The sequence below is a fragment of the Marinobacter arenosus genome (genome assembly GCF_019264345.1).
GTDB lineage: Bacteria > Pseudomonadota > Gammaproteobacteria > Pseudomonadales > Oleiphilaceae > Marinobacter > Marinobacter arenosus.
The window spans coordinates 1,057,305-1,073,029 of sequence record NZ_JAHVAO010000001.1 but is presented as its reverse complement, the minus strand read 5'-3'; the positions used below and the strand labels follow the sequence as shown (position 1 = coordinate 1,073,029).

Genomic DNA, 15,725 nt, shown 5'->3' with positions numbered 1-15,725 from the left:
TTTAATGGATATGCTTAAACAGGAAGCTTTTAAAACAAGATGAAAAAACTGTATATCCTTGGCACTCGTGGTATACCTGCGAGGCACGGCGGCTTCGAGACGTTTGCCGAAAAGTTGTCCCTCTATTTGGTCAATCGTGGTTGGCAGGTTTTTGTGTACTGTCAAGAGGACGGTGATGGTCAAATATATGAAACTATCTGGAGCGGTGTAAATTGTGTTCATGTCCCGGTTAAGGAAGGGGGCGTCTTTGGGAGTGTCATCTTCGATTGGAAGGCGTCAAAGCATGCACTAAATCGTACTGGTATTTTTTTGACGCTTGGGTATAACACCGCTTCATTCAACATACTTCAGCGATTCGGCAAGCAGGTAAATATTATAAATATGGATGGAATCGAATGGCGGCGGGAAAAGTGGGGTAGTATCGCGAAGCTTTGGTTTTGGCTGAATGAGCGAGCCGGTTGCTGGCTTGGAAATCACCTTGTGGCTGATCATCCCGGAATCAAGGAGCATCTCTCTAGTCGCGTCCGTAGCGATAAGATCACAATGATTCCTTATGGTGGGGATGAAATTGGTTCTGCCGACTCCGATTTGTTGAAGGCTTACGAGCTGACGGCGGGAGGGTTCTCAGTGATTATTGCGCGGCCAGAACCAGAAAACTCTTTATTAGAGATGGTGCGGGCTTTCAGCCGAAAAAAAAGGAATCATAAGCTAGTTGTGCTAGGTAACCTTGAGCAAGACTCAAGTTCTTATCATCGTTCTGTATTGGATGCGGCTTCAGAAGAAGTCGTTTTCGTTGGCGCCATATACCAAGCGCCTGTTGTTCAAGCGCTGAGGTTCTACTGCCGATTCTATCTACATGGCCATCGGGTTGGAGGAACGAATCCATCTTTAGTAGAGGCTATGGGTGCCGGCTGTGCAATCATTGCGCAAGATAATCAGTTTAACCGCTGGGTAGCGGGCGAGGGAGCTGTTTATTTCGAAGATGAAGACTCACTCGATTTGTTACTTCGCCAACTCTCAAATGATAGTAGTCGCCTGAGCTATATGAGGCGTGCATGTAAGGCAAGGTTTTATGAATGTTTTACTTGGACGAATGTCTTGGCCCAGTACGAGGAATTGTTGTTGGATTGGTACCCGGAAGAGACGTACTGTCAAAGCCAGCATTAGAGTTTCTTAATTGCTGAGGATTTTTAGTGGCTTGCTGTCATTTCGAAGGCAAAAAGCTTTTAAGATTGGTCTGGGTGCAATTCCTGAGATTAAGAAATAGAAATTTATTTTGCGATTTTCATTCGTTTTAACTAATATCCCGCTTTGTAAGACTTCTATTCTAGAAAGCCGTTTTCAAAGGGTTTTAATTCCATGGCAAAGATTAACGATTATTATCAGAAAAAACAGCTTATGGAAAAGCTTGCTGCAGAGCTGGAAAAGCTTGAAGAAGATCAGGCTCTGAAAGGTGAACTGGAGTTTGAAAACAAGGTCCGTGCGTTGATGAAGGAATATGACAAATCACCGAAGGATGTCCTTCAGATTTTGTCTGCGATTGATCCCTCTGTGGCCGGCGCTAAAGCGGAGTCTGCTGCTGGCAGCCGCCCGAAGCGCCCCCTGAAGACATACAAGAATCCGCACACCGGTGAAATTGTGAAAACCCGTGGCGGCAATCACAAGACTCTGAACGCGTGGCGTGATAAGTACGGTAAGGAAGCCGTGCAGAGCTGGCAAGAGAACTAAGTCCAGTTTGTTTATTTGACTAAAGAAAAGCCCGGTTAATGCCGGGCTTTTCTTTTATCTGATTCGCCGTATACCCGCACACAATTCCTGCCACTCGCTTTCGCGGTGTATAGCGCTTCATCCGCCTGCTGCATCCATTGCATGTGATTCTCCGGGCTGTCGGTTAACTGGGCGACGCCCATGCTAATGGTGTACCGAATTGGTGCGACGCTGGTATCAACCACGCTTTGCTCGATCTGTTCCCGAATTCTTTCGCAGATAACTTTCGCACCTTGCGCGTCGGTTTCCGGCAGAATGATGCCGAATTCCTCGCCACCGTAACGTCCGGAGGTGTCTGATTGCCGCAAGCCGCCCTTTGTCACATTAGCGGCGTGCTTGATGACGTCGTCACCGGCAAGGTGGCCGAAACTGTCGTTTACTTTTTTGAAATGGTCGATGTCGAACATGACCAGTGACGTTGGGTGCCCGTACCGCCGATAGCGTTCGTACTCTGCGTCGACCAGGTTTTCCCACGTGCCCCGGTTGAGTAGCCCCGTCAATCGGTCGGTCATGCTGAGTTTTGCCAATTGCTCGTTAGCCCGCTCAAGCGCTCGCTTGCTACTGGCGATGTCGGTGACGTCGTACACCATCAGGCAGACTTTCTCGACCTGCCCGGAGGGCCCGGACAGCGGGCTGATGGTGAGGTTCTGGAACATGAATTCCTCGGTGCCCGTGATAGGCCGGGTATTGCGGAATTTGAACAGGTAGGGGCGCTGTTCCCAGGAGGTGAACGCCCTTGTGTTCAGTAACGCAACGGCATCGACCTTGCGGGTGAGCCAGGCCTTTGGGATATCCGGGAAGACATCAAAGAGGACCTTCTCTCGGATCCGGCTGGCGGTAATGCCACTGTGGTTCTCCATGAATCCGTTCCAGGCCTGGACCCTGAAATCGAGATCGAGAACAACCAGACCAACTTCGACGGATTCAAGCATGTCCACCAGCCAGTGGAAGGAATCGGCGTCTACGCCTTGGAATGCCATTGATCAGTCCACCAGGTATTTGAGACGTTGTTCGAGGAAGGGCACGGAATCCTCGGTAAGCAGGACCAGCAAATCGCACTGGATGTCACGATCTTCCAGTACGTAACTGACCTCAATGCACAATAGACGTTCCTCGCGGGAGCTGTGATGCTCGAGGAGATCCGCAATCTGCCGGTGTTGCCCGAGCACGGTAGGATGTCCGAGCCCGAGATTCAGGTCCAGTTGGTCACCAATGCCCTTGAGGAACGCACCGAAGAGGATGCTCGACATATCCATCAGTACTTCAACGTTGACGGCTTCTCCCTCAAGCTCTTCGTAGTGCAGCATCTCCGCCATTTCTTTAAAGCTGGCATCGGCAAACAGCAGCAGGGCTTCTCCGGCGATGCCGGCTCCCGTGAAGCCCTGACAGACCGCGGAATAGGTGTCGTAGTTCTGGGCGGCGGAAATGGCCATGTGCAATTCCGAATTGGCGATGAAGGCGACCCTGGGAATCGGTTGCTTGACGAAGACCTTTAGCAGCCGTGCGAGCAAATCGGAAGAGCGGCCCATGGCCACATTGGCCACTTCCTGCAGGTAATCGTTCAGGGAGATCGAGAGTTCGGGTTCGGGGGCGGAAGTGGTCGTGCCGGTTTTGAGCGCGGTGTCGTTCAGCGCTGTGTCCTCAACCTCGCCGGGCCTATAGAACCCGTAGTCTTTCAGCAGTGTCAGCACGATGTCCGCTTCCGTCGGCTTTTTGATGAAGTCGATGGCGCCGAGTTTTCGGACACGCTCCCGGGCTTCGGGCTGGATATCCCCCGAGACCACGATGGTCAGCACGGGCAGGTCTTCCTCGCGGACAGTTTCCAGCACCTGGTAGCCGTCCATTGCCGGCATGTTGAGGTCCAGGAACATGAGTTCGGCCTCCCCGGCCCGCAACGTCGCCAGGGCTTCCTCTCCGTCCTTCGCGTACGTGATGTCTGCCTGCAGGCCATGGGGCAGGGCTTTGGCCATTTGCTTTCTGGCAAGCGCGGAATCGTCGCAGATGAGTATCCGGGTGGTCATGTGTTTTGGCCGACGGCAGAAGGATGAATCGGGGAAGTATAACAGGACGTTGTTTTATGTACATATTTGCTACATCTCTGTGAAATTTTGTGAATCCGGTCATGCTTGGTGAGTTGTGCCGGGTTCCGTCCGTGTTGATTGTGACAGGGCTCACTCTATTGGCCGATTCGCCTCGGCTATAGTGCTTCTGCGGCAAATAAAAGAAGAACCGGAGTGCCAGGTAAAGCCGCCTGTCAGCCTAACGATCAAAAAAACAGGGCGACAGCAGGGTCGGGCGTCGAAACTGACTCTAAAACACTAATCAGAGACACAAGCTATGACACACCAAGCGTATGGATGCGCTGCCCTTGCCGTGCTCTGTCTGGGTATGACGCCCGTTGCCCAGGCCGAGCTCAAGCCCATGTCTGATGAAACCATGGGCGAGGTAACCGGGCAGGCTTTTATGCAGGTCGAAAACATCTCGGTTCCGACCGACTCGGAGCATCAGTTCACCCGGATGACGCTGGGTATTGATGTCGAGACCCGGGTTAACATTGATGACGCGACAGTGGGTGAGATTGATGGCGGTGTGGATTTTGCCGCCTCGCACGTCGCCCTCGGTCACATTGCCCGCCAGGATGGTGAACAATACAACGGCAAGGTATACAGCGCGGGCGAAACCGTTCCCTTCGAAGCCGTTCAGCCCTACATCGAATTGGCCGAAGACGCTGACGGTCTTGCCGGCTTCCGCATGGGCTTCCAGCAAGCCAGGGGGTCCGTTTCCTCCCTGACCTCCAGCTTCAGTGGCAATATCGGCCTGAAAATAACCGACAGCGGAGGCACCGTTCACGACGCAGCCCTGTTTGATGACGCCGGTCTGGCCACCAACTATCGGGCGACGCAGATTGGCATCGCTGACTCAGCAGACCCGACGATGTGCGGCGAGTGTGCCTCCATCAGCAAAGTCCAGTCATTGTTCGTGGGTACCGAAAACACCGACGGTACCACCGGATTCACCGACGATTTCTTTATCGGCTTTCAGCGTGAGAACGTTGAATGGCAGAGTCCCGACGGTGCTAACGTCATCAATGCCGGCAAGGGGGTATTCATCAACTTGCCGACCAGCATGACGGTAGAGATGAGCCAACTCTCTGGATCTACTGGTCTGCCACGCCTGCGAACACATCAGACCGATATGGGGTCGCAGTTGTTTTAAGTGTTAAACTCCTGCTCAGTTGAACCACCACAGGCAGGAGTTTTCCCTTGATTCGCTCGTTCTACTGGCACGATTACGAAACCTTCGGCGTAGACCCGGTCCATGACCGTCCATCCCAGTTTGCCGGTGTAAGAACAGACGAAAATCTCAACATCATCGAAGATCCGCTGGTGATCTACTGCAAGCCGGCGGACGATTACCTGCCGTCGCCGGAAGCCTGCCTGATCACCGGCATCACGCCCCAGAAAGCCCTCGAAGACGGATTCCCCGAGGCAGAGTTCATCGCCCAGATCAATGAAGCGTTCAGTCAGCCCGGCACCTGCGTGGTTGGCTACAACAGCCTGCGATTTGATGATGAAGTAACCCGCCATACGCTCTATCGGAATCTGAGGGATCCCTACGCCCGGGAATGGCAGAACGGCAACTCCCGCTGGGACATCATCGACATGGTCCGGCTTACCTACGCGCTTCGCCCGGAAGGTATTAACTGGCCACGGAAAGAAGACGGCAGCCCGAGTTTTCGCCTGGAGGAACTGACGGTCGCCAATGGTATTGCCCATGAAAGTGCACACGATGCGATGTCCGATGTGCAGGCAACGATTGCGGTGGCCAGGTTAATCAAGGAGAAACAGCCCAAGCTGTTTGATTTCGTCGTGCAGAACAAGGACAAGCATTCTGCCCGTGCCATGCTGGATACTGTTTCCATGAAGCCGGTATTCCACGTTTCTGCCAAGTACCCTGCGGCTCGTGGCTGCTGTGCGATGGTGGCGCCGATGGCCGAGCACCCGACCAACAAGAACCTCGTGATCGTTTACGATCTCCGGGAAGACCCCTCCGAGCTCATCGCCTCTACACCTGAGCAGATTCGTGAGCGGGTATTTACCTCCCAGGCTGAACTGGGGGAGGGCGTTAGCCGCTTTCCGCTCAAGGGAGTCCAGCTCAACAAGTGCCCGGTGCTGGCGCCGGCGAACATGTTGTCGACCCTGTCTCCGGAGCGGTTGGAAGAGCTGGAGCTGGATGGCGAGGTGTTGCGGGCCAATCTCGCGCTCTTGCGCAAGGCGCCAGATCTGGCGGGAAAGATTGCGCAGGCATTTGACCAGCCTCACGAGAGCGACCTGACGGATCCGGATGAGCAGCTCTACGCAGGCGGCTTCATCGGCAAGACGGACCGGGAGAAACTCAACTGGCTGTTGCAGCAACCGGTAGAAAGTCTGGGTGAGCAGGAAATCGAGTTTGAGGATGATCGATTACGGGAAATGCTGTTCCGTTACCGTGCCCGTAACTATCCGGGCTCCCTTTTGGGGGAAGAGATGGAGCGCTGGGAGGAATTTCGCTCCCAGCGATTAATGCATCCGAAGAAAGGCTGGCGATCGCTCGAAGCGTTCGCTGGTGAGTTGCAGAGGCTGGCCGCCGATCCGGCACTGACGCCGGAGAAGCGGCACATTCTTGAAGATCTGCACCTGTACGGGGAATCCTTGATTCCCTATGTGTGAGGCCTAGCGGCGCTTACAGAAGTAGACGCTCAGGCCCTGCCCAACCAGGCTCTGGACTTCACTGCCCAGGGCTTCCGCCTGGATCTGTTTTTGTACGGGCTGGGTGGCCAGGCTGTGGCCATCTGCGTCCCGTGCCTTGACCAGTTTCCAGTCCACTTCGTTGCTGACCATTGCCATCAGCTGCTTCAGTTGGGACGTATCCTGGGGGCAGAACCATCGGTCGCGGCAGGCACCGAGATTGAAGAAGTCATCATCGTTTGCCAGATCTTGCCAATGACCATCCTGGTGGCTGGCGAGCACCAACTGACGCAGTTGGCGAACGGTTGCGTGATCAGGCTTCAGGGCGTGATCCGCTATCAGCGAGCGGATGTGCTGGTCGCCGCGCGTCTGCTCGGTCACGGTGGTATGCAGGTGCACCACTGCACCGGATGAGGTGGCATCGTTTACCAGCGCCGCCAGCGACAGGCTGGTCAGGTTGGCTGAGGGCAACCGGCCAACTTCGATCCAGTGAACCTGATGGCCATCGGCAACGAATTGCTGAGCGATGGACCAGGGCCAGAAAACGACATTCTCAATCCCCAGCTCGCCGGCCATGCGGGTGCCTTTGGCAACATTCGCCAGGGATTCGTCCACGGCAATGACTTCTACATCGCTCAGGTATCGGGCCAGTTCCATGGCGCGCTGGCCAGACTGGGCACCGCAGACCATGATTCGGACGGTATCCGGAAGATGATCGGTTGGCAGCCTGAGTTCCGTGGCCATGAGGCTCTTCAGGCTGTTCTCGGCACGGAACGCCAGTTGAGACCAGGCCGGCCAGGCCTGAGGCGTGTCAACTTTATCCAGGGCAAGCTCGTCGGCTTTCTCCGCGAAGTTCTGCTTGATGGCCTCTTCGCTGGCCCGTTGATAATAGCTGGCGGCGAGAACCGGCTGCAGCGCCAGCGGCCAATCAGTGAGGTTCCACTGGCCAAGCTGAACGGCAAAGCCCTGATGGAACAACGCGCCGTACATGGCGCTGATGATCAGCGAACCGATCATGCCATCCTGGGAATCCGCCATGGCAAGCTGGGCCTGGATGCTATCGTTAATCGCCGTTACCAGGCGCTCTTCGTCTTCCTGTGCGGCCAGGGCGTAGCCGGTGCGATCAACATACTGCCCGATGGCCAGTGCCAGTCGTTGCAACGGGTCGCGCAGCTCAACCGTTTGAGCGACTTCCGCAATGATGGCCCGTCGCAACAGCGTGACCAGGTTTTCGATGGCCGCACCGGGCATGAGCGTTTTCTGCAGGGCCAGAATCAGCAGTTCGTCTTCGCAGGCGGCATCGAGGATGATTTCCGCACTGGCGTTATCGAGATCGTACTGCTGGTGAATGATCGCACCCACAAACCGACCAAGCTCCTGGTGGGGAAGGCCTTCCTGGCGAAGCAGGGCGATGGCGTCCTGGGCAAGATCGCCGTCTGCCCGTTCCACGTTGAGGTGAAGCGCGCAGTTCAGCATGCCGCTGTAGACAGACGCCCATTCGGCACCCGTCTCGAGGAGCTTCCGGTAGTGCAGGTAAGCCACATCGAACTGGCCCTGAAGGCGCTTGGCATGGGCAACCCCACAGAATGCGGCGGCCGATTGGCGGTCCAGCTCCAGCGCCTGGAGGAAATACTGCTCGGCCAGGGCAGGGCGCTCACTCTTCAGCGCCCAATAGCCCAGGTTGGCGTATTGCTGCGGTTGCTCTGAATCCGCATTGAGGCTGGCATTGAACAGCAGTTGTGCCTTTTCCAGTTGGCCATCGTCCAGTTCAACGCGTCCAAGCAAGCCCAGCGCACCGGCATTCTCGGGTTCAAGTGCCAGTGCCTGTTCCACATAGCTTCGACATTCCTGCCGCGCGTTCAGCCGTTGAATGTGGCTCGACTCGCCGCTGTTGGAGTCGGTATAGGCTACGTTGGCCTGCAGGAGCAGGCGGGCAGCGTGTGCACCCCGAGCGTGGGGGTCTGTTATGTGATGCTGTGCTTGCATGGGAACACCTCAATCCTTCAAGTCAGAACCTTAACCCTGGAGCAGCTGGAGTACCTGCTGGGGACGGGCGTTTGCCTGGGCAAGCACCGACAGACCGGCTTGCTGCAGTACCTGGGTACGGGCAAGTTCGGCCGATTCGGCGGCGAAGTCCGCATCCCGGATCCGGCTGTTTGATGCCGAGAGGTTTTCAGACGTGGTGCTCAGGTTGGCAATGGTGGACTCGAAGCGGTTCTGAACCGCACCCAGCTCTGCGCGAATCCCGTTAATGGTGTCGATCGCGTAGTCAACGGAGATCATGGCCAGATCCGCGCCGTCCTGGGTTGAGATGTCGGTATCGTTGGCGGATACGGTATTGGCAGCCGCTGTTGCGGTCACCGTTTGGGTAGTCCCGCCCGGATTAATGGCAACAGTGAAACCCTCGCCAAATTGAGACGAAAAGATGAGTTCATCGTTGCTTCGGTTCATGTTCACTTCGACACCGGTTGTCGGTGACTGAGCGTTGATCTGGCCAAGAACATCCTGGAGAGACCCAGCGCCCGTAACGTTGACGGTGGTCAAAGTGCCGTCAATGCCTGTGATGTCAAAGGCGATATCGACGGTGCGTCCCTCATCGAAGATGGTTTGGAGAGTGTCCCCAGCACCGTCTGTGAGTGCGAGCAAGCCGGTACTCTGATTGATGGTCGAGCCGAGCTGTGAGCCGCGGGCATCAAACCCTGACACGCTGATGGTCTCACCCGCGTTGGCGCCCACCTGGAAGGTCTGGGTCAGCAGGCTGCCATCAAGGATCTTCAGGCCGTTGAACGAGGTCTGGGCTGCGATCCGGTTGATTTCCTGAATCCGCTCCTGCACTTCGGCGTTCAGCGCCTGGCGGTCTGAGGGGCTGTTGGAGGCGTTGGCCGACTGAACGGCGAGTTCGCGAATCCGCTGAAGGTTTGCGGTGATTTCATCGAGAGCGCCTTCGGTAGTCTGGGCCAGGGAGATGCCGTCGTTGGCATTTCTCTGGGCCATGTTCAGACCCGTAATCTGGGACTGAAAGCGTTCTGAGATGGCCAGGCCCGCCGCGTCGTCTTTCGCAGAGTTGATTCGAAGCCCCGAGGAGAGACGCTGCAAGGCGACGTTGGCGTCGCTCTGAGTTGCGTTCAGATTCCGCTGGGCATTGAGTGATGCAATATTGGTGTTGATTATCTGAGGCATCTCTTTTCTCCTCGGTTTGATTTGCCGGACAACTTCCTGTGCCGAATCGGTGATGTGCCGGCCAAAAGTTGTTTACCTGAGCAGACGAAAGCCAATAACGTGCCAAAACACGGTAAATATCTGTAGTGTCATGAAAATAATAGAGAAATTATGATGGCAATGATTTCTCTACACGGGTCGGCCCCATGAGGGCAGCGTTTATGGGCAGAATTTTGCCGCCTGTTTTCCACGCCCCTTAACGGGAAGATTTTGCTGTCTGTTTGGTGAATCTGGTATTACTTGCCCTTTCTGGCGAGCTTGATGTCGTCCCGGGCCCGTTCGCCCCTGGTCTGCTCCGAGCGGCTGAATCCCGATTGAGGAAGGTTTGATGTCTGGAAATGATGAAGATGTTGCAGTGCCGTTCATCCGGCGCAAGCAGAAAAACCTGGCGTACTTCCAGAAGTACCGTCCGGAGATTTTCGAGTATTTCGCCAATTATGAACCGAATCATTGCGAACTGATTGTCACGCCTGGCCGGGACGATGTGGATCTGCTCGATTCCGGCCGGTCCGTGTATCGTCACCTGGCTCGCGAGTACTCCGACTCGGAGGTCCAGGAGTTCATCAGGAACAACCCGCCGGAAAAGCCGATTGTCAGCATGGAACCGCCATACCTCCAGGCTCGGGAAGGGGCCCGGATTGCGTCACAGTTTGTGCGGGAGAGCCTTGCGATGAGCAAGGTGACGCCGTCGAGCTTTAAAGGTTATTACCGGGGTAACGTGTTGCCGTCGGTGGTTTTTCTGGGGTGTGGACTTGGTTACCACATCGAAAGCCTGACCGCCCGGGCGGAGGTGATCGACGCGGTCGTGTTCGAGCCGGATCCCGATCGATTTGCACTGACGTTATTTACGGTCGACTGGGAGGAAATCTGCTCTCGTTTCAGAGGAAAGGGACGATCAATCTCCTTTTGTATAGCAACCAACCCGTCTGAGGAGAATGTCCGCAGGGTCCTCGGATCGAAGGTGGCGGAGATTGTCCCTCTGTATCCGTACCTGAGCTGGTATTACAACCATCTTGCCAATGTGGAGCTTTATCGCATCGCCAAGGACCTGGAAAAGGACCTGCCGGTTGTCGGTGCCAACTGGGGCAATTACGATTTTGAACTCCGGGGCTTCCGAAACGTGTTCCATAACCTGAAGCTGAGAGGGGCGCACGTTAAGCCCTATCAGCTTGAGGAATCGCACACGCCGGTGGCCGTTGTCGGCAGCGGGCCATCTCTGGATGCCCGCATCGAGGGCCTCAAGGCCAATCGGGACAAGCTGATCGTAATGAGCGCCGGGACGGGGCTGCGTGCACTGCTGAGTCACGGCATCAGACCGGACTTTCACGTCGAGCTCGATGCCGATTACATGATCTATGAAATGCTCAGTGATATTGACGAGCAGTTCGGCCTTGAGGGCATCACCTTGCTGTGCACGGTCAGCGTAAACCCGCTGGTGCCACCCTTATTCGAGAATTACCGCTTTTATTTCTCCAACGAATACTACATCCCGGCGTTCCTCGGCTTGAACACGGATGCCATACCCGGTTGCTCGCCAACCTGCACCAATGCGGCGCTGGCCCTGGCGTTCGCTTACGGATTCCGGAATCTTTTTCTGTTCGGTACCGACTATGGTTACCAGGATAAGTCTCAGCACCACTCCCGATTCTCCGTCTATGGCCAGGAATCCAGGACTGACTTTGCGTCGCGGTTCCAGCGGGAAACTGCCAGCGACACCGAAGCACGGCCGAAGTTTGAGACAGAAGGCGTCAACGGAACCACGGTGATTACCCAGGGAGACTATTTCACCGCCAAGCGAGCGGTGGAGACCTACTTGGCCGACCGCAGGAATCAGGGGCTCAATTTTTCTGTCAGAAACTGCTCAGACGGTGCGTTAATCGACGGTGCCGAATGGTTGTCACACGAGGCATTCGGCGAGTCGCTGGAGGCTGCTTCGGTTGAGAAGCGGAACACGTTGATAGAAGCAGTGGAAGCCTGCGCACTGGAGATGCCGGATTACGACACGGACCAGATTTTCGGCGCTGTGTCCAAGGAAGTTTCTGATACCGCCCGGGAATTCCTGTCGGTCCTGAAGAACAGTCGCCTCTCCGGACGCAAGGATCTGATTGTTGTATGCAACCAGATAAGGGATTACCTGAACCGAGTTGGCCCCGGCAGTGGCAGGCGATCGCCTGTGGTCATCCAGTTAATGGGATGGCAGATTCTGAAGGGAACCATTCAGCGCTTTTTGCAGATGGGGCTCTGCCATGGGCTGGCCCACAAGGATGAGGATTTGCAGCCCTTCCTGGAGCACTGGGGCAATACCTTTAAAGTTTTTCTGGAGGCATTGCCCGACCATTTTGCATCGGTCATTCTGTCCGAACGCCGGCCAGGGGATGACCCCTGGGTGACGACTCGCCTGATGAACGCCGAACCGGATAGAACCTGATTATTGCGGTTTAACAATTTGTTACATGAAAATGTGAGGGAACCCTAAAGCGATGGGAAACGCTGCCGTTAAGTGCAATAACAGGGCAGCGTTCCCAAAAAAGAAGAACTGGGGGCTGGCCTTTCTAAAGTGTCGAAAACACAATTTTGAAGGGGAAGCATCATGGCTCTCGGAATCAACACCAACGTCGCATCTCTCAGTGCCCAGAACCAGCTGAGCAAGTCTCAGGGTCTGAGCGATCAAGCTCTTGAACGTCTGTCTTCTGGCCTGCGGATCAACTCCGCGAAGGATGACGCAGCCGGTCTGGCTATCTCAACCCGCTTTGACACCCAGATTCGTGGTCTGACGGTTGCCCAGCGTAACGCCAACGACGGTATCTCCATGGTTCAGACTGCAGAGGGCGGTCTCGACGAGACGGTTCAGAACCTGCAGCGTATCCGTGAGCTGGCTGTACAGGCCGCTAACGGTTCCAACACCGATGCCGACCGTACCCTGTTGCAGGCTGAGGTTTCCCAGCGTGTATCCGAGATCACCCGGATCGCCGACGACACCCAGTTCAACGGCCTGAATGTTCTGGACGGCAGCCTGGGTTCTGGTGTGGCCTTCCAGGTAGGTGCTAACGCCGGTCAGACGATCACCATCGACTTCAACTCAACCATGAATGCGACGGGTCTCGGCCTGAGCGGTATCTCCATCTCCAGCGCGGGTGGCGCGAGTGCGGCACTGGCAACGATCGATGGCGCTCTGTCGGAAGTAAACGCCTTCCGCGCCGATCTGGGTGCGGTGCAGAACCGCTTTGAAAGCACCATCAACAACCTCGGTACCAACATCGAGAACCTGAGTGCTTCCAACAGCCGCATCGTGGACGCAGACTTCGCTGCTGAAACTGCGAAGCTGGCCAAGGCAAACGTACTGCAGCAGGCCGGTATCTCGGTACTCGCGCAGGCGAACGCTCGTCCCAACCAGGTACTGTCCCTCCTCCAGTAATAAGGGGCAGCCGGAGTCAGCCGGTCCTTCCTTGGGAAGGGCCGGTTAACTCCATGTAGGGATAGCGAGGTGGATCATGAATGACGTAAACCTGAACAGCCCGGATTTGAAGCTGGTTCGCACCAGTGAACAAGCTCCGGCTCGGGCGTCCGTGTCACCTCGAGCAGATGGCAGAAATGTCTCCGCTCAAGAAGCTTCGTCCTCGGGAGCGACATCCGCGGCTGTTGCGCCAACCCCCTCATCTCAGGTTGCTCAGGCTCAAGCACAAGAGAGCCGTCGGGTGATTGATCGCGACGATGTGGGGCGTGCGGTTTCGCAGTTAAATGACTTTGTCCAGAACGTGCAGAGAGATCTTCAGTTCGAAGTGGACCAGGAACTTGGGAAAACGATCGTAAGGGTCGTGGACCAGGAGACTCAAAAAGTCATTCGGCAAATTCCGGATGAGGTTGCATTGAGGTTGGCAGAGAACTTGCAGCAGGATGAACCGCTAACGCTGTTTGATTTGAAAGTCTGACTCGCGAGTTGTTCAACCAACGCTGTGGATCTGCGTTAGCGCCGCCGCCCTTAAGGGGTTGGCGGCGTTTTCGTCTATGCTGGGTCCGCAATCGCGTTACAAACGGTTACTGAAAGGCACTGGGAATCAGGCAAAGTTTTGCCGCTTCGTGCCGTTAACTATAGAAAGAACAGGCAAGCCTTGCAGGAGGCTCGATATGGCAGGAATTTCATCGCTGGGTGCTGGCTCCGGAATCTTCAGTGCCGATCTGGTTGACCAGTTGGTCAGCGCAGAGCGACAGCCCGTTGAGCTCCGTTTGAATCGCCGGGAAAGCGAAGCCCAGACCAAGATATCCGCGTTTGGAGCGCTGAAGGGGGCCCTTGAGGCGCTTCAGAAGCCGCTCGAAACACTGTCAACGTCGGATGGTCTGAAGGCGCTGACTGCCAACTCGTCCAATGATTCGGTCGCAACGGTGAACGTTGACCCGTCGGTTGCCAGCCGGGGGTCATACAGCGTCAACGTAACGCAGCTGGCTCAGGCTCAGTCGCTCGCTTCGGGCACCTTTGCCGACACGGATACCACCACGGTTGGCACCGGCACGCTCACGTTCACCGTAAACGGCGTCAGCACTGACATCACCGTAGACGGCAGCAACAACACGCTGCAGGGTCTTGCCGACTCGATCAATGACTCCAATGCCGGCTTGTCAGCGGGCATTGTCGACACCGGCAGTGGCTTCCGCCTTGTTCTGTCTTCTGACGAGAGTGGTCTGGACAATGCGATCCAGGTGTCGGTGGCGGACAGCGATGGCAACAACACCGATGCCTCAGGGCTGTCGCAGTTTGCCTTTGATGGGACCACCTCCAATCTGACTGAAACCGTTGCCGCCAAAGACGCGTTGCTGGAGGTTAATGGTATTTCGGTCAGCCGGTCCTCCAACACGATTGAAGATGTTGTGCAAGGCGTAACCTTCGACGTGAAGTCCGTAGGCACGTCCACGGTGAAAGTTGAGAGGGACCCGGATGAGGTCGCCGGCCGGGTGCAGGAGTTTGTCGACAAGTACAATGCCCTTCAGGACATTATCGACAAGGCCTCCGGCTACAACGCCGATACCGGCGTGGGTGGCATTCTCTCGGGTGATTCTACGATTCGGAACATTGAGCGTGATTTGCGTTCAGCGCTGACGACCGTGCCCGCTGGCATGGAGAACAGCACCGTTCGCACCCTGGCGGATCTCGGTATCAAAACCGAGCCCAGTACCGGAAAGCTCGAATTTGATGCCGAGGTGTTCAAGGAGAAGCTCGAGGCGGATCCCGAGGCAGTGACGGCACTGTTTTCGGAGCAGAACGGCGTCGATGGTATCGCCGGAAAAATTGAGGCGACCATTGAGAACTATCTGGCCAGCGATGGTGCTATCTCAGGACGTACCAAGGGCCTGAATAACGCGCTGGATCAAATTCAGGAACAGAGGGATCGCCTTGATCTCCGGATGGAGACCTATCGCGAGCGGTTGGTTGCCCAGTTCTCGGCAGCCGACTCGCTGATCGCTCAATTGAACAGTACGGGCAATTACGTCAGCCAGCAGCTGGCAGCAATTGCACCTCAGCAATCCAGCGGCAAGCAATAGTAAACAGCGCTGAACTCTAAGAGGTTACCTATGAACGGCCTTCAGCAATACCAGCGAATCAACACCCAGACCAGCATTACCGATGCCGATCCGCACAAACTCATCCAGCTCCTTTACCAGGGGGCCCTTGAGCGCATCAACATGGCCAAGGCGAAGCTGCAGGCACGGGATTATGACGCCAAAGGCAAGTTGATCCTGAAAGCGATGGACATCGTGGCGGCGCTTCGGGGGTTTCTGGACAAGGAGCAGGGTGGCGAACTGTCCGAGCGTCTTGACGCACTCTATGAGTACATGGAGCGCACGCTTTGGGAGGCGAATGCCCGAAACGACCTTAACCGTCTGGATGAGGTGGCCCAGTTGCTGCGCTCCATCAAGGAAGGCTGGGACGGTATCCGGGACGAGGTTGTTGCCCAGCAGCAGGCTGGCTGAGCCGAACCGCTTACGGTACGTGTCCTGAACCGGCCGGATCCTCCTGGG

13 protein-coding genes are annotated in these 15,725 nt (G+C 55.9%); 9 read left to right on the top strand and 4 right to left on the bottom strand.

Translation table 11 applies throughout. From position 1 onward, the window contains the following. Positions 1 to 39 precede the first annotated feature (39 nt). Positions 40 to 1,167 (top strand): DUF1972 domain-containing protein, encoded by a 1,128-nt coding sequence (locus tag KXD86_RS04900; protein ID WP_218634943.1) that lies wholly within the window; start codon positions 40 to 42, stop codon positions 1,165 to 1,167. Between the two features lie 192 nt (positions 1,168 to 1,359). Then, positions 1,360 to 1,728, top strand: coding sequence for a histone-like nucleoid-structuring protein, MvaT/MvaU family (locus KXD86_RS04895; RefSeq protein ID WP_218634942.1), 369 nt, complete (start codon positions 1,360 to 1,362; stop codon positions 1,726 to 1,728). Positions 1,729 to 1,763: 35 nt separating this feature from the next. On the opposite strand, the gene KXD86_RS04890 is transcribed toward KXD86_RS04895, so the two are convergent. Continuing rightward, positions 1,764 to 2,747: a sensor domain-containing diguanylate cyclase gene (locus KXD86_RS04890; RefSeq protein ID WP_218634941.1), complete on the bottom strand. Its 984-nt coding sequence runs from the start codon at positions 2,745 to 2,747 to the stop codon at positions 1,764 to 1,766. A 3-nt stretch (positions 2,748 to 2,750) separates the two neighbouring features. After that, a complete protein-coding gene (locus KXD86_RS04885; RefSeq protein WP_218634940.1) occupies positions 2,751 to 3,788 on the bottom strand; it encodes a response regulator in 1,038 nt (345 codons plus the stop codon). A gap of 316 nt (positions 3,789 to 4,104) precedes the next feature. Here KXD86_RS04885 and KXD86_RS04880 point away from each other — a divergent pair, with 316 nt between their 5' ends. Then, a complete protein-coding gene (locus tag KXD86_RS04880; protein ID WP_218634939.1) occupies positions 4,105 to 4,983 on the top strand; it encodes a DUF6160 family protein in 879 nt (292 codons plus the stop codon). 47 nt (positions 4,984 to 5,030) lie between these two features. After that, complete coding sequence (sbcB, locus tag KXD86_RS04875; protein WP_218634938.1) at positions 5,031 to 6,476, top strand: exodeoxyribonuclease I; 1,446 nt, start codon at positions 5,031 to 5,033, stop codon at positions 6,474 to 6,476. Between the two features lie 3 nt (positions 6,477 to 6,479). Here sbcB and KXD86_RS04870 read toward each other — a convergent pair whose 3' ends face one another. Next, on the bottom strand, positions 6,480 to 8,480 hold the full coding sequence (locus tag KXD86_RS04870) for a tetratricopeptide repeat protein (protein ID WP_218634937.1): 2,001 nt from the start codon (positions 8,478 to 8,480) through the stop codon (positions 6,480 to 6,482). A gap of 30 nt (positions 8,481 to 8,510) precedes the next feature. After that, positions 8,511 to 9,674 carry a flagellin gene (locus KXD86_RS04865; RefSeq protein ID WP_218634936.1) on the bottom strand — a complete coding sequence of 388 codons (1,164 nt, stop codon included), beginning with the start codon at positions 9,672 to 9,674 and terminating at the stop codon, positions 8,511 to 8,513. Positions 9,675 to 10,041: 367 nt separating this feature from the next. Between KXD86_RS04865 and KXD86_RS04860 the strand changes: the two genes are divergently transcribed. From KXD86_RS04860 to fliS, 5 genes are all read left to right on the top strand, one after another. Further along, the gene (locus KXD86_RS04860) at positions 10,042 to 12,141 is read left to right on the top strand and encodes a motility associated factor glycosyltransferase family protein (RefSeq protein ID WP_218634935.1); all 2,100 of its coding nucleotides are present in this window, start codon (positions 10,042 to 10,044) and stop codon (positions 12,139 to 12,141) included. A gap of 162 nt (positions 12,142 to 12,303) precedes the next feature. Then, a complete protein-coding gene (locus KXD86_RS04855; RefSeq protein WP_218634934.1) occupies positions 12,304 to 13,128 on the top strand; it encodes a flagellin domain-containing protein in 825 nt (274 codons plus the stop codon). A gap of 76 nt (positions 13,129 to 13,204) precedes the next feature. Next, complete coding sequence (locus tag KXD86_RS04850; protein WP_218634933.1) at positions 13,205 to 13,642, top strand: flagellar protein FlaG; 438 nt, start codon at positions 13,205 to 13,207, stop codon at positions 13,640 to 13,642. A gap of 196 nt (positions 13,643 to 13,838) precedes the next feature. Then, on the top strand, positions 13,839 to 15,248 hold the full coding sequence (fliD, locus tag KXD86_RS04845) for a flagellar filament capping protein FliD (RefSeq protein ID WP_218634932.1): 1,410 nt from the start codon (positions 13,839 to 13,841) through the stop codon (positions 15,246 to 15,248). 30 nt (positions 15,249 to 15,278) lie between these two features. After that, a complete protein-coding gene (gene fliS, locus KXD86_RS04840; RefSeq protein WP_218634931.1) occupies positions 15,279 to 15,677 on the top strand; it encodes a flagellar export chaperone FliS in 399 nt (132 codons plus the stop codon). Positions 15,678 to 15,725 lie beyond the last annotated feature (48 nt).

What these genes read in the sequence shown, in the direction of transcription:
- KXD86_RS04885 (WP_218634940.1), bottom strand. Translation starts at nt 3,788, where the DNA reads ATGACCACCCGGATACTCATCTGCGACGATTCCGCGCTTGCCAGAAAG.
- KXD86_RS04855 (WP_218634934.1), top strand. Translation starts at nt 12,304, where the DNA reads ATGGCTCTCGGAATCAACACCAACGTCGCATCTCTCAGTGCCCAGAAC.
- KXD86_RS04870 (WP_218634937.1), bottom strand. Translation starts at nt 8,480, where the DNA reads ATGCAAGCACAGCATCACATAACAGACCCCCACGCTCGGGGTGCACAC.
- KXD86_RS04865 (WP_218634936.1), bottom strand. Translation starts at nt 9,674, where the DNA reads ATGCCTCAGATAATCAACACCAATATTGCATCACTCAATGCCCAGCGG.
- KXD86_RS04890 (WP_218634941.1), bottom strand. Translation starts at nt 2,747, where the DNA reads ATGGCATTCCAAGGCGTAGACGCCGATTCCTTCCACTGGCTGGTGGAC.
- KXD86_RS04880 (WP_218634939.1), top strand. Translation starts at nt 4,105, where the DNA reads ATGACACACCAAGCGTATGGATGCGCTGCCCTTGCCGTGCTCTGTCTG.
- fliD (WP_218634932.1), top strand. Translation starts at nt 13,839, where the DNA reads ATGGCAGGAATTTCATCGCTGGGTGCTGGCTCCGGAATCTTCAGTGCC.
- KXD86_RS04900 (WP_218634943.1), top strand. Translation starts at nt 40, where the DNA reads ATGAAAAAACTGTATATCCTTGGCACTCGTGGTATACCTGCGAGGCAC.
- KXD86_RS04895 (WP_218634942.1), top strand. Translation starts at nt 1,360, where the DNA reads ATGGCAAAGATTAACGATTATTATCAGAAAAAACAGCTTATGGAAAAG.
- KXD86_RS04850 (WP_218634933.1), top strand. Translation starts at nt 13,205, where the DNA reads ATGAATGACGTAAACCTGAACAGCCCGGATTTGAAGCTGGTTCGCACC.
- fliS (WP_218634931.1), top strand. Translation starts at nt 15,279, where the DNA reads ATGAACGGCCTTCAGCAATACCAGCGAATCAACACCCAGACCAGCATT.
- KXD86_RS04860 (WP_218634935.1), top strand. Translation starts at nt 10,042, where the DNA reads ATGTCTGGAAATGATGAAGATGTTGCAGTGCCGTTCATCCGGCGCAAG.